Source organism: Amycolatopsis sp. QT-25, from assembly GCF_029369745.1.
Classification (GTDB): Bacteria; Actinomycetota; Actinomycetes; order Mycobacteriales; family Pseudonocardiaceae; genus Amycolatopsis.
The window spans coordinates 5,100,217-5,113,169 of the sequence record NZ_CP120210.1 but is presented as its reverse complement, the minus strand read 5'-3'; the positions used below and the strand labels follow the sequence as shown (position 1 = coordinate 5,113,169).

The 12,953-nt window shown below is 69.6% G+C and carries 10 protein-coding genes and 1 pseudogene; 3 read left to right on the top strand and 8 right to left on the bottom strand.

Going from position 1 to position 12,953, the window contains the following annotated elements; all coding sequences use genetic code 11:
- Window positions 1-39: 39 nt before the first annotated feature.
- Window positions 40-729, bottom strand: a complete 690-nt coding sequence (locus P3102_RS23590; protein ID WP_276361824.1) for a sigma-70 family RNA polymerase sigma factor — start codon at window positions 727-729, stop codon at window positions 40-42.
- 144 nt (window positions 730-873) lie between these two features.
- A complete protein-coding gene (locus P3102_RS23585; protein WP_276361823.1) occupies window positions 874-1,371 on the bottom strand; it encodes a hypothetical protein in 498 nt (165 codons plus the stop codon).
- A gap of 288 nt (window positions 1,372-1,659) precedes the next feature.
- Here P3102_RS23585 and ligD point away from each other — a divergent pair, with 288 nt between their 5' ends.
- Together ligD and P3102_RS23575 are read left to right on the top strand one after the other, a co-directional pair.
- Window positions 1,660-2,523 carry a non-homologous end-joining DNA ligase gene (gene ligD / locus P3102_RS23580; protein WP_276371315.1) on the top strand — a complete coding sequence of 288 codons (864 nt, stop codon included), beginning with the start codon at window positions 1,660-1,662 and terminating at the stop codon, window positions 2,521-2,523.
- Between the two features lie 75 nt (window positions 2,524-2,598).
- The gene (locus tag P3102_RS23575; protein WP_276361821.1) at window positions 2,599-3,873 is read left to right on the top strand and encodes a hypothetical protein; all 1,275 of its coding nucleotides are present in this window, start codon (window positions 2,599-2,601) and stop codon (window positions 3,871-3,873) included.
- Window positions 3,874-4,643: 770 nt separating this feature from the next.
- On the opposite strand, the gene P3102_RS23570 is transcribed toward P3102_RS23575, so the two are convergent.
- The 6 genes and pseudogenes from P3102_RS23570 to P3102_RS23545 all read right to left on the bottom strand — a co-directional run.
- On the bottom strand, window positions 4,644-4,940 hold the full coding sequence (locus tag P3102_RS23570; protein ID WP_276361819.1) for a hypothetical protein: 297 nt from the start codon (window positions 4,938-4,940) through the stop codon (window positions 4,644-4,646).
- Window positions 4,933-8,331, bottom strand: coding sequence for a TM0106 family RecB-like putative nuclease (locus tag P3102_RS23565; protein ID WP_276361818.1), 3,399 nt, complete (start codon window positions 8,329-8,331; stop codon window positions 4,933-4,935). The genes P3102_RS23570 and P3102_RS23565 overlap by 8 nt, the downstream gene beginning before the upstream one ends.
- Window positions 8,332-8,383: 52 nt before the next feature.
- The gene (locus P3102_RS23560; protein WP_276361816.1) at window positions 8,384-9,094 is read right to left on the bottom strand and encodes a GntR family transcriptional regulator; all 711 of its coding nucleotides are present in this window, start codon (window positions 9,092-9,094) and stop codon (window positions 8,384-8,386) included.
- 381 nt (window positions 9,095-9,475) lie between these two features.
- Entirely contained in the window at window positions 9,476-10,738 is a 1,263-nt protein-coding gene (locus P3102_RS23555) for a class I SAM-dependent methyltransferase (protein WP_276361814.1), read from the bottom strand.
- Between the two features lie 26 nt (window positions 10,739-10,764).
- A complete protein-coding gene (locus P3102_RS23550; RefSeq protein ID WP_276361813.1) occupies window positions 10,765-12,150 on the bottom strand; it encodes an FAD-binding oxidoreductase in 1,386 nt (461 codons plus the stop codon).
- Window positions 12,151-12,201: 51 nt separating this feature from the next.
- A pseudogene (locus tag P3102_RS23545) lies at window positions 12,202-12,438 on the bottom strand (SGNH/GDSL hydrolase family protein); the annotation flags it as partial.
- Window positions 12,439-12,561: 123 nt separating this feature from the next.
- Between P3102_RS23545 and P3102_RS23540 the strand changes: the two are divergent.
- Window positions 12,562-12,933, top strand: a complete 372-nt coding sequence (locus tag P3102_RS23540; RefSeq protein ID WP_276361811.1) for an MmcQ/YjbR family DNA-binding protein — start codon at window positions 12,562-12,564, stop codon at window positions 12,931-12,933.
- Window positions 12,934-12,953: the final 20 nt, after the last annotated feature.

Below are 12,953 nucleotides of genomic sequence, written 5' to 3'. Positions count from 1 at the left end.
CAAGCGGCGTACAAGAATCGATCGCCGAAGGGGACGGTTCTATACCGGGACGAGTTCCGGTACGGGGATTTGTCCCATGATCGGGACATCGCTCGCGTGACGGATGGTGCGCTCGGTGAGCAGGGCCCGCAACCGCGCGAGCGCCCGGAACTGGGCCGCGCGGACCGCTCCGGCACTCGGGAGGCCGAGCCTTTCGGCCGTCTCCTCGGCCGAAAGGCCGAACACGAACCGGAGGGCGACCACCTCCCGGTGCGGCATCGGCAATCTCGCCAGCAGGGTCCCGGCTTGCCATCGATGCTCCAGCCGTTCGATCTCGTCCGGATCGCGGCGGACCCAGAGCGTCAGTCCGTCGCCGATCTCCGAGACCCAGGCGACCGGTTCGCGGGAACGCCGCCGATGGAGGTCGGCCACCTTGTGCCCGGCGATCCCGAGGACGAACGCGAGGAACCGGTCCGGGCGGTACCGGTAGCGGGGCAGGGCGATCAGCACCGCCTGCAGCACGTCTTGCGCGCAGTCCTGCGCGTCACAGGCTCCCGTGCCGGTGCTCCCGACTCTGCCCGCGCAATAGCGGAACACGTGCGGGGAAAGGAAACGGAGCAGTTCCCGGACCGCGACCGGATCACCGGCGACGGCCGCTCGGACCAATCTGCTGTCCGGATTGGGCAATCGGCCCGCCGTGGCGGCGGCACGGGAATCCGCGGGTACCGTCGAGGGCGCTACCTCGTCCAAGTCTGCACTCCTGGTTCAGGGGAAGTGGCCGCGAAGGTGCGCCCGTCATCGGGGACTCGGACTTCGTGCGCGATGGTCCAGCTTGCCGTTCCGGGCGGGGGTTGTCCACCGGACGGGCCGGAAGTCATCCGAACCGCGCAATGTCTATTGTGGACGGTGGCGGGGGAATACCTTGAAGCAGGACAGTACCGGGGGATAGGCGGTGGTATCGGTGCTCAACAGATCCGAGGTCCAGACCAGGCAGTGCGCGAGAACCCGGATCCGCTGGTCGAGGTCCACGTTCTCGCAGGCCTCGCCGATCTGGTCGGCGCAGGTGTCCCGGTCGTCGCGGACGCTGGCGGCGATGGCCCGGACGATCGCGGCCACACCGGGGTCGAGTCTGTCGGGCCGGACCGTCCGTCCCGCCGAATCCCGCAGGCGCAAGGTGAACGGTTCACCGATCCGCAGCGAACTCCGGCGATCCTTGGTGGCCAAGGAGAACGTGTCGACCAGCCGTCCGACGACTTCGCCGAGCGCCGGTTTCCGCCGGGTGGACGACGCGATGGACACCAGCGCGGTGGCGAGCTGGTCGGCTTCACCCGATCTGGTGAGAGACAGGAGATCGCGGGCGATGGTGTGCGCCCTTTTGGTGGTGGGTGTCATGTCGGGCCCCTCGTAGAGCGTGCCGACAACCGATACCCATCCGAGTGATGGACAAACCCGAAGGGACGGCGATTGCGACCGGTGGAGGGCAAGAATTAGCCCGTTCGGCTCAGTCCGAAGAGTCCTCTTTGACGCGTGAATGGTCGCGTACGGTTCACATCCGGCCCCTCCGGCAGCCTGCGCCAGCCGGTCCGGGCGGCAAATTCCCCACCGGAAAGAGCCTGGACCTGCGAGAACGGTATGGTGCCACGCCGTTTCGTGCGGGCGATCATCGGGAAATCACCCCGGATGACGGTGCACAATCCGGACAAGGTGTTCTACCCCGCCGACAACCTGACCAAGGGTGACGTCGTCGAGCATTACCGCCGCGTCGCGGACGTCATGCTCCCGCAGCTGCGCGGCCGTCCGCTGACGGTGCGCCGGTTCCCGGACGGGATCGACGCCGAAGGCTGGTTCCAGAAGCATCCGAGCGAGCATTTCCCGGACTGGATCCACGTCGCCGAGGTACCCCGCCGGTCCGACGGCACCGACGAGTACGTGGTCTGCGACGACGTCGAGACGCTGGTCTACCTCGCCGATCAGGGCGCCGTCGAGTTCCATGTCTGGCTGTCCACTGTGGAGGCGCCGGATCGGCCGGATCGGTTGGTGCTCGACCTCGACCCACCGGACGGGACACCGGTCACCGAACTGCGCTCGGTGGCCCGCCGCATCCGCGACCGCTATGGCGACCTGGGGCTCACGGCCTTCGTCCAGGCGACGGGCGGCCGGGGTTTCCACATCCTGACACCGCTGGACGCCGAGGCGGACACCGACCTCGTCCTGAAACTGTCGCGGAAGATCGCGGACAGTGTCGCCGCCGACGATCCCGACCGGCTGACCACCGCACAGCGCAAGGACAAGCGCGGCGACCGGATCTTCCTCGACGCGAACCGGAACGGCTACGCGCAGACCTTCGTCGCGCCGTATTCGCTGCGCGCCCGTCCCGGCGCCGCGGCCGCCACCCCGCTCGACTGGCCGGAACTGGGCAAGGCCGAGCCGGACGGCTGGAATCCGGCCAGACTGCGTCGGCGGCTGGCGCGCAAGGAGGACCCTTGGCGGCACCTGGACTCTCACACCGGCTCGGCCGAAGCCGCGCTCGAGAAGTTCTCTTGAGGAAGCCGAACGTGGACCCGGATCCTGGCCACACTCGCCGACGCCGGATACGGTCCCGCGCCGACGGCGGGACCGGTGGCCGAAGATCCCGTCGCCGCGCGCTGGCGATGGCATCGGGCTGTCGCGTCCTACCTGGCCGGCGCCAAGCCGCTGCTGATCGTCCTCGACGACCTGCATTGGGCGGGCGAGGAGACGCTGGCGCTGCTGACGGCGGTGCTCGCCGAGCCGGTGCTGGTCGTGGCCACCCATCGAGGCACCGACCCGCCCGCGCGGCTGACGGGCTTCCTCGGCCGGGCCGCGCGCCACGAGCCGGTGCGCGTCCACCTTGGCGGCCTGCCCGAGACCGAAGTCGCCGACCTGGTCCGGGTCACGACCGGGGAAGAAGTCGATCCGCGGACCGCCGCGGCGATCCATCGGCGCAGCGGCGGGAACGCCTTCTTCGTCCGTGAACTCGCCCATGTGCTGGCCGCCGAGGGGCCGGCCGCACTGGACGCGGTGCCGCCGGGAGTCCGCGACGTCGTCCGGCACCGGCTGGACGCGTTACCGGACACGGCGAAGAGGGTGGTGCGCCGGGCCGCGGTGATCGGCACGGACGTCGACCTGGCCGTACTCGAGACCCTGGCCGGGGAAACCGCGCTCGACGCGCTCGAAAGCGCGGTCCGGCACGGTTTCCTGACCGAGCCGGCGCCGCGTCGGTTCCGGTTCGCGCACGCGCTCGTGCGGGACACGCTGTACCACGATCTCTCTCGTTCACGGCGTGCCCGCGAGCACGGCGAGATCGCCAAGACGCTGGAAGGGCTGCGCCCCCACGACGTCGACGCCTTGGCGCACCATTTCGTGCTGTCCGAGGAGTACGCGGACCGCGCCGCGCATTACGCGCGGGCCGTCGCCGAACGGGCCGAAAGCCGTTTCGCCCAGGCGGAAGCGGCGCGACTTTGGGACGCCGCGCTCACCGCGTTCGACCGGTCCGGCGCCTCCGACCCGGAAAAGCGCCTGGAGCTGGTCATGGGCAAGGCGCGCGCTTCGGCCGTCGCGGGCGGCCTCGCCCAGTCGCGACGGCACCGGGCCGAGGCGCTGGAATCGGCGGAAAAGCTGGCCGATCCGCTGTTGACCGCGCGGGTGATCGGCGCCTTCGACGTTCCCGCCAGCTGGACCGAGAGCGACGATCCCGGACTCGCTGCGCGGATCGCGGGGCGCCGTCGAGCGGACCCTCGCCGCGTTGCCCGGCGATCGGGAGGCCGAGCGGTGCCGTCTGCTGGCCACACTCGCCGTCGAACTGCGGAACGCGGGCGGACGGCGGGCCCGCGAGGCGGCCAGGGAAGCCGAGACGCTCGCCCGCCGGCTCGGTGACCCGGCGCTGCTGGCCTTCGCGCTCAACGCCCGGTTCCTGCAGTCGTTCGACCGCGCGGGGCTGGCACCCCAGCGGGCCGGGATCGGTGCGGAACTGGTCGACCTCTCCCGGCGACAGGGGCTGGTCACGTTCGAGGTGCTCGGGCATCTCGTCCTCGTGCAGGCGAGCAGCGCGCTCGCGGATTTCACGGCCGCGGACCGGCACGCCGCTTCGGCGGACGAACTGGGGGAGAAGTACGGCCTCCCGCTCGTCGGCGTGTTCACCCGGTGGTATCGCGCGATGCGGACCGCGATGACCGGACCCGGCGGGGAAGCCGCTTACCGCGCCGCGGCGGCGGGGCTCGCCGGAGCCGCGATGTCCGGAGTGGACAACGGGATCCTCGCCCTCGCCCTGTTCTGTGACCGGATCCAACGGGGCATGCCGCCCGAAGCACGCGAAGACAGTTACGGCGCTTACGAAAGCTGGTGTCGTCCGGTCCTCCCGATCCCGGACTCGCCCCGTGACGTGCTGTACGAGGCGCGCACCTGCCTGGCCGCCGTCGTCGCGATCGAACTCGGTGACCGGACGGCGATGGAACGCCTGTACGCCGACCTTCTTCCGGCCGAGGGCGAGATCGCGGGCGCCGGGAGCGGGATGCTCACCCTTCGCCCGGTCGCGTTCCACCTCGGCGAGCTGGCCACCGCCCTCGGCCTCCGCGAAGCGGCCACTGAGCTCTATCGGAAGGCACGGGCCATCGCGGTGCAGGCCGGCTCACCGCACTGGGGCTGACTCACCGCTCCCGCATCGCGCGGCGGATTTCGGCCAGTTTGTCCTTGGCGGCCTTGTCGCGGTCGGCGATCTTCTCGTCCAGTGAGGCCACGTCTTCCTTACCGCCGAGGCCTGCGAGCTCGGTCGAGCCCAGCGAGGTCGTGTACCGCTGCTCGATGCGGTCCCGCACGTGCTCGAACGAGGGCACCCCGGACTCGCTGTAGTCCGGGTCCGGAACCTGGGCGGGAGGCACCGGGGTCTCCTCGACGATCTCGGCGTCGAGGATTTCCGGCTTCTTCTCCGGACTGTTCTCACTCATGGTCACTCCGTCCTGCGTGCCAGGGCACGGCTTCGGTCATCAACCCGAGCATGCCCGAAACCAGCCGCATCTGGTCGACCGTGCGGATGTCGGCCTCGACCAGCCGCGGCGAGCAGACCACGATCGCGAGCGCCTGAGCCCGCGAGAGCGCGACGTTGAGCCGGTTGCGGGAGAGCAGGAAGTCCAGGCCACGCGGCAGGTCGACCGCCGACGACGAGGTCATGGTGGTGATCACCACCGGTGCCTCCTGCCCCTGGAACCGGTCGACGGTGCCCACCCGGACGCCCGGATACCCGGCCTGCTCCAGGGCACGCGCCACGACGCGGGCCTGGAGGTTGTACGGCGCCACGACCAGGATGTCCTCGTCGCCGAGCGGGCGGGGATCGCCGTGATCGGTCCAGGCGCGGCCGTGGAGTTCGGAGACGAGCGCGGTGACCGCCTCGGCCTCCTCGACCGACCGTGTCGTGTTGCCGTGGTGGTCGACCTCCGCGAGGTACAGACCCGCCTCGACACCGTCGATCGCCCGCTCGGCCGCCGAAGGATGCGAGTGCAGGCGGCCCGCGTAGGACAGCCGGGACACCGGAGAGCAGACGGCCGGATGCATCCGGCGGGTCTCGTCGAGGAAGTATCCGAGTTCGGCCGGGATGATGTCGGCCTCGCCGATCAGATGCCCGAGCGCGGACGTCTCGGCGCCCGCCGGATGCGTGCCCTGCACGACCTGCGGCAGCTGCTGCGGATCACCCAGCAGCAGGAGGTTCTTGGCGCACATCGACACCGCGAGCGCGTCGGCGAGGGCGAACTGGCCCGCCTCGTCGATGATCAGCAGGTCGAAGGGCTCTTCCCGGATCGCGGCGTTCGCGAACGTCCACGCGGTCCCGCCGACCAGATGGCCGGTGTCGTGCTCCTCGCGCCATTTCACCAGCGCGGGATTGGTCTTCGGCTGCTCCCAGGGCGCGGCCGGATCCGGGGTCCGCTTGGCGCGTTTGGCACACGGCAGGTCCGGGGCGTTCTTCAGCGCGGCGGACAGCACGTTCTCCACGGCCTTGTGACTGTTCGAGGTGACGGCGATCGTCCTGCCCGCGCGCACCAGCTTGGCGATCAGCCTGCCCGCGAGGTACGTCTTGCCCGCGCCGGGCGGACCCTGGACGGCGAGCGTGGAACCGTCGAGCGCCTCGACGGCTTCGATCACCGTGTTCACCAGATCGGCCCCGGGCTCGGGCAGGGGGCGATCGTCACGCAGCCGGGGCGACGCGCGCCGGAGCAGGTCGACGCCGGGATGGGCGGGCAGCACCGGCAACCTGTCAACGACGAGACGGGCGAGGTCCGCGACGGCGTCGTCCTTGGGGGAAGGCCGGACCGGGCTGCCCGGCAGCACCGCCACCGGCCTGTCGGCGGTGGTTTCGTCGGGTGGGCAGCTTTCCTCGAGGGTCAGTTCGACGGCCGTGGCCGAGACGACCTTCGCGTCCCGCGCGGCCGCCCCGTACCGCAGCCGGACGTCGTCACCGGGGGCGAAGGGATGCGGCCGGTCCGGGTCGCAGCGCAGCACGAGCGAGCGTTTCGCCTTGCGGACCCGGCCCGAAGGCGGGACCCATTCCCCCGCCTCCAGCGAAATCGGGACGGTGCACGCGTTGTCGGTCTCCAGATCACCGAGTGGGGCCGCCAGCTGGCGGAAGTACTCCCACCACGCGGGATTCGTCTCGCGGCGGTGATAGCCGACGGACGCGGCCAGCAGGGCACGGGCGCGATCCTCGCCGGTGAACCCGGCCGGATCGTCGGGAAGCCCGTCCAGCAGCGGATCGACCAGCGCGGCCAGCCACGTGGCGCGTTCCGCGCGTTTCTGGGCCGCGACGTCCTCTTCGGTCCGGCGAAGCAGAGCGTCCACCTCGGACTCGTCGGGCGGCTCGGCGAGCTCGATCCCTTCCTCCACGCGGACCTTGTGGAGGAACTCGAACAACCGCAGCGTCGAGACGCAGTCGTATTCGTTGTAGTCGCCGATCCCGCGCAGCACTTCGTCCGCGTGTGCGGTCTCGCCGGAAGCGGTGAGCGTCAGGTACTCCTCGTAGGCCTCGATGCTCGAGACCGCCGTCTTGACGTCACCGTCGCGGGCTTCGGGCATGTAGAGCGGCTCGAGGTACTTGATGGAGTACGACCGCTGCGACACCCGGAGTGCCTTGCGCACCACGGAATACAGGTCCACCAGCCCGCCGCTGCGCAAGAGATGGTCGACGGCGTCCTCACGGGTCCCGTGCACGGCGGCGAGCCGTTTGATCGCGGTGACCTCGTACGGCGCGTAGTGGTAGACGTGCGAACCGGGATGTTCCGCGAGCCGCGCGGTGGCGAAGTCGACGAACTCCTCGAAGGCCCGCTTCTCCTGCGACCGGTTGTGCGCCCAGAACGGTGTGAACTTCGTGCCGTCGTCCGCGGTCACCGCGCCGAAGAGGTACTCGAGCCCTTCGCCGGCCAGGGCGTAGGGATCGCCTTCCATGTCGAAGAAGACGTCACCGGGCGCGGGCGGCGGCAGCTCGGCCAGCGCGGCCGGATCGATGACCTCGTAGGCGATCCGCCCGGTGGCGTCCTGCCGGACCTGGATCGCGGCCTGGGCACGCAGCGTGGTGAACGAGGTCGTCGAGAGGTCGCGCGGCCGATCCTCCGGGGTGGCGGTCGCGAGCGCGTCGATGGTGCCGAGACCCGCGGCGACGAGTTTCCGCCGTTGGTCACCGCGCATCCCGGCGACCAGCGAAAGGTCTCGATCCGCTTCGCGGGCGCTCGCGCAATGCGCGGCGTACGAGCAGCCACCGCAGGCGGGCCGTTCGTCGGCCCACAACGGGAGCGGCAGGGTCGGCGGCCGGTTCCGCAGCCGGGCGCGGAGCCGGTCCACCAGCGGGAGGAAGTCGTCGACGCGGAACGAGCGGGTGCTGTGATCACCGAGCAGCAGGTGCATCCGCGGACCGGCGGGCCAGCCTGCGCGGCGCAAGGCGTCGGCGTACGCGGTCAGCTGTACTACCGCCGCGGGCTTGGCGTGCCTGGCCAGCTTCGTGTCGTAGACCTCGTAACGGCCTTCGTCGTCCCTCATCAGGAAGTCGGCACGGCCGGAGAACTCGTCGTCGTGGAAGACCGCCTGGTAGATCACCGGCGCGCCCGCCCGAAGCGCTTCCTCGGTGGCCTTCGCGGCGACGACCGGGTCGCGTTCGTCGATCTCGACGACGGCGCTGCGCTCGCCGCGCAGCTTGTCCAGCGTCGCGGCCTCGTGCGCGCGTCCGTGCGTGACCGCCAGCTGATCCGGCCCGGAGCCCGGCCGCGGCGCTCCGGGGAGCCCGGCGGCCAGCGCCTGGTTCAGAAGGCTGCGGTGCTCGCATTCGAGCAGGTCGGCGAGATCGGACGGGGTGTACATCGCCCGGGAGTCTCGCACGGACTCGCGAAAGGACGGCTCCGGCGCGCCGGAGTCAGCCGGAGGTGTGGTCGAACGTCAGATGCGACGTGATCCGGTAGCGGTCACCGCGGTAGATCGAGCGGGTGTACTCGATCACGCGGCCGCCGTCGTCGCGGGTGGTGCGCTCGAACAGCAGCGCGGGGGAGTGCTGCGGCACGCCGAGCAGGCCGGATTCGTCCACGTCGGTGACGGTCGGTTCGATGACCTGCACGGCCGTCGCGGGGACGATCTCGTACCGGGTGCGGAGCAGTTCGTATAACGAGCCGGACTCGAAGCCCGCGGCCGTGATGTCCGGCACGAGATCCCGCGGGACCAGGATGCGTTCGATCGCCATCGGCGCCTCTTCGACGACGCGGACGCGCGTGACGGCCACCAGTGTGCGGCCGGGGGAGACCTCGAGTCGTTTCCCGAGCCGGGCACCCGCCGGGATGGTGGCGAACTCGATCACCCGGCTGGTCCAGTGGCCTTCGGCGGGCGGGGCGAACTGGTCACCGCCGGTGGCGGGCACGAGATCCTGGGAGATCTTGCGTGGTGCGGTGAACGTGCCGCGGCCGTGTTCGCGGACCACGAGACCGTCGCGTTCCAGCTCGTCGATCGCGGCCCGCAGGGTGGGGCGCGAGACGCCGATTTCGGTGCTCAGCGCGCGTTCCGAAGGCAGAACCTCACCGGGCCGCCGCCGCTCGATGAGCCGGCGGAGCCGATCCTCGACCTCTGTTCGCCGCATGACCACAGCCTAGCCAGTGGTCGGTGTGCATGGGCTGGTGACAAGTTGTCTAGACCTATTGGCTGCACCGCCGCACCGGGGGACGGTGAAAAGAAACCGGCCAGTGGTGAACGGGACGTGGTCAGGCCTAGTGAGCCGAAGGAGCTAAAGCGAATTCGCTGAAGGGGCCTGGCGCGGCTTGACAGTCCACAAGGGACATCACGACCCAGTGCCCGCTACGTCGCCGCCGTGGTGCTCTCGCTGAGGTACATGAAGGCCCCCTTCCTTGCGCTAGGCGCAAGGAAGGGGGCCTTCATGTACGGGTTCCCCGACACCGACACCGACACCGACACCGCGGCGATCGCCGGCGACGGCGGCTCGTGGTGGCTCGCCGACGCCTTCCTACACGCCCCAGTCCGGCCTCAGCGGCATGCCCGAGTCACCGTCCGGACCGACCCTCACCCCGAGCACCTGGTGCAGTTCGATCTCCCGCCGCTCGAAGGCGAGTCGGCACGCGGCCATGTACAGCGCCCAGACGCGGCTCCGCCCGGCGCCCGCTTCGGCGACGGCGGCGTCCCAGTTCGCGTCGAGGTTGGCACACCACGCGCCGAGGGTGGTGGCGTAGTGCTCGCGGAGGTTCTCCGAATGCCGCACTTCGAGCCCGCTGTCGTGCATGGCGGTGGCGATCTCCCCGACGGACTCCAGTTCGCCGTCGGGGAAGACGTACCGGTCGATGAACCCGCGTGACCGGTGCGGGACCGAGGTGTCCGGGTTGGTGATGCAATGGTTCAGCAGGCGCCCGTGCGGCTTCAGTTTCCCGGCGAGGAAACGGAAGTACGACGGCAGGTTGCGCGCGCCGATGTGCTCGGTCAGCCCGATCGAGGACACCGCGTCGAAGTTCGTTTCGGTGACGTCACGGTAGTCGAGGTGCCGCACCTCGGCGCGGTCCGCGAGACCCTTGGTCACGATGTCCTTTTGCGCCCACTGCGCCTGTTCGCGCGAAAGGGTGACACCGAGCGCCTCGACGCCGTAGTGCTCGACGGCGTGCTCCACCATGCCGCCCCAGCCACAGCCGACGTCCAGCAGTCGCATCCCCGGCCGGAGGCCGAGTTTCCGGCACACCAGGTCGAATTTGTGCGCCTGCGCCTCCTCCAGTGACGCGTCGGCGGACGGATACGCGGCGCAGGTGTAGGCCATCGACGGGCCCAGCACCAGTTCGTAGAACCGGTTCGAGACGTCGTAGTGGTTCGAGATGGCGTTGCTGTCGCGTGCTTTCGAGTGCCGCAACCCGTCGAAGACGCGTTTGGCGCGACTCGGCAATTCCTCGGCGGGCGGGGTGACGCGGCGCAGGTGCCTCGGCCCGAGTTCGCGCAGCAGCCACAACCGGTCCGCGGCGCTGAGCTGATCGACCTGTGCCACGAGCGCGCGCAACGCCGAGTAGAGGTCACCGTCCACATCGAGCGCGCCGGCCACGTAAGCCCGCGCGAGCCCGAGGTCCCCCGGTGAAGACATCAAGTAGGTCAACGCCAGTGGTGACCGCACCTGGATCGACACCGGCGCGTCGGCCGGGCCGCTCGTACTGCCGTCGTAGGCGGTGATGGACACTTCGGTGCTCGGGCCGAGCAACCGCTCGAAGATCTTCCCGACGGTCGTCGTCTCAGCCATGTTCTTCTCTTTTCTCCCAGCCCGGGTCACCGCCGCCGCACGCATTTCGCGTACAAGTCGAGCAGGCGGCCGTCCGGGTCGTACGCCGTCTTCAGTGTTCCGTAGGCGTCGCCGTTGTACAGCCGCCAGAACTCGTCTTCGGTATAGAAACTGTCGGAATACAGCGACTTCCGCCCGCCGAGTCGCGTCACTTCGGCCTCGATCAGCCGATTGTGCGTATCGGGCTCCTCGCCAGGGTCCAGTGGGACCGCGGACCAGAAGCCGAAGTTGACGTACAGCGTTTCGGGGTCCAGTTCGTACAGTGGCGAGTTCACGCCACCCGGCCGCTGCTTCAGCGGGCAGATCCACACCGGACTGATCGGGATCTCGCGGCGGAAGAAGTCCAGGAACTCCGCGGCACGCGACAGCGGCACCTCGATGTCCTGCACGACCGTCTCTTCCGGAGGGAGCCCGCGCAGCTTGAGCAGTTTCGCGGCGATCCCGAACCGGCGGTCGAGCGCCACCGCCTTCCAGTAGACCGAAGACCGCAGCAGCCGCCTGCCCAGCAGCAACCGGGGGAGCCGGTTCTGCACGCCGAACGCCCGTGAGCACCAGAACCAGTCCGTGTCCCAGCGCCACAGGTAGTCCCGGACGCTCAGATGGTCCGTCTCGCGGGAGCGGATCGACTTGTAGTAGATGTCGAGCCAGGTGTAGTCGCTGGTCGCGGGCGCGGAGGTGGTGAACGTGCCCAGCGTCAGGTACTGCTCGCCCGGCCCGAAGACCGTTCCGTCCACGAAGTCGGCCGATCCGCTACGGCAGGCTTCGCCGAGTGCCGCGAAGTACTCCTCGGTGTCGTCGTACCGCACGTGGTCGAGCCGCACGTACGGTTTGACCGGCTCCAGCTCGATCTTCAGCCGCAGCGCGTAGCCGAGCGTCCCGTACGAGTTCGGGAAGCCGTGGAACAGTTCGCTGTGTTCGTTGTCCGCCCGCGCGACGACGATCCGGCCGTCGCCGGTGAGCAACTCCATCTCCAGCACCGACTCGTGCACGAGGCCGTTGCGGAACGAGGACGACTCGATGCCGAGTCCGGTGACCGCGCCACCGAGCGTGATCGTCTTGAGCTGGGGCACGACCAGCGGCATCAACCCGTGCGGCAGGGTCGCGTCCACGAGCTGCTCGTAGGTGACCATGCCTTCGACGTCGGCCGTGCGTGCCAGGGGATCGACGTCGAGGACCTGGGTGAAACCCGAGACGTCCAGCCCCGGCGTACTGGTCGCCGTCCGTGCCCGGAACAGGTTCGACGTCCGTTTCGCCAGCCGGATGGTTCCGTGCAGATCCGCCAGCTGTGCCCGTAGCGTTTCGGCGCGCGCGTCGTGTTCGGCGAACCGGACCTGCCGTGCCGTCGCCCGGGTACCGCTGTCGCCGTTAGTCATTCCTGCTCGCCATCAGTTCATCGTGCCCGAAGGAACCGCCTGACGCAGCTCTTATTTCCCCTGGAGTTCCGGCAGCGGGACGGCGTTCGCCAGCACGGTGAAGCCCTGGTCACCGGGATGGGGGTGATCGCCTGAGTCGTACTCGGGTCTCATCCGCCGCGGGTCGGCGGGATCGCGGATCGCCGCGTCGAAGTCGACGCAGGAGTCGAAGAACCCACTGGTGCGGATGAACCGGTTGACCGCCTGCCTGGTCTCCTCGAGCTGAGGCGTGTACGAACCCCAGCCCCTCGCGCGCATGCCGGTTCCGCCTCCACCCAGTCGGCTCCACCCATCGTCGAGTAAGCACCGACGAGTGGTCGACGCCCTGGACAGGACGGATTCCTGTCGGAGGGGGCGGTTAGCCTGAACGCCATGACGCCTGCCGCTCTCCGGAAGCTCTGCCTCGGCTTCCCCGGTGCCCGCGAGGAGTTCCCCTTCGGCGAGGACTCCAGCGTGTTCAAGGTCGCGGGTAAGATGTTCGCGCTCAGCCCGCTCAAGGCGAAGCCGCTGCGGATCAGCCTGAAATGCGAGCCCGACCTGGCGGTCCGGCTGCGCGCCGAGCATCCGGAGATCATCCCCGGCCACCACCTGGACAAGCGGCATTGGAACACCGTCCACCTGGACGGTCCGCTGACCGGCGCTTTCGTCCGGGAGCTGGTCGAAGACTCCTACGACCTCGTCGTCGCGGGCCTGCCGAAACGGGAGCAAGAGAAACTGGGCTGGGTCGCGCTCAGCCGGGAATGACGCCCGGGTTTCATCCGGAT

What these genes read in the sequence shown, in the direction of transcription:
- P3102_RS23585 (WP_276361823.1), bottom strand. Translation starts at nt 1,371, where the DNA reads ATGACACCCACCACCAAAAGGGCGCACACCATCGCCCGCGATCTCCTG.
- ligD (WP_276371315.1), top strand. Translation starts at nt 1,660, where the DNA reads ATGACGGTGCACAATCCGGACAAGGTGTTCTACCCCGCCGACAACCTG.
- P3102_RS23570 (WP_276361819.1), bottom strand. Translation starts at nt 4,940, where the DNA reads ATGAGTGAGAACAGTCCGGAGAAGAAGCCGGAAATCCTCGACGCCGAG.
- P3102_RS23565 (WP_276361818.1), bottom strand. Translation starts at nt 8,331, where the DNA reads ATGTACACCCCGTCCGATCTCGCCGACCTGCTCGAATGCGAGCACCGC.
- P3102_RS23560 (WP_276361816.1), bottom strand. Translation starts at nt 9,094, where the DNA reads ATGCGGCGAACAGAGGTCGAGGATCGGCTCCGCCGGCTCATCGAGCGG.
- P3102_RS23555 (WP_276361814.1), bottom strand. Translation starts at nt 10,738, where the DNA reads ATGGCTGAGACGACGACCGTCGGGAAGATCTTCGAGCGGTTGCTCGGC.
- P3102_RS23550 (WP_276361813.1), bottom strand. Translation starts at nt 12,150, where the DNA reads ATGACTAACGGCGACAGCGGTACCCGGGCGACGGCACGGCAGGTCCGG.
- P3102_RS23540 (WP_276361811.1), top strand. Translation starts at nt 12,562, where the DNA reads ATGACGCCTGCCGCTCTCCGGAAGCTCTGCCTCGGCTTCCCCGGTGCC.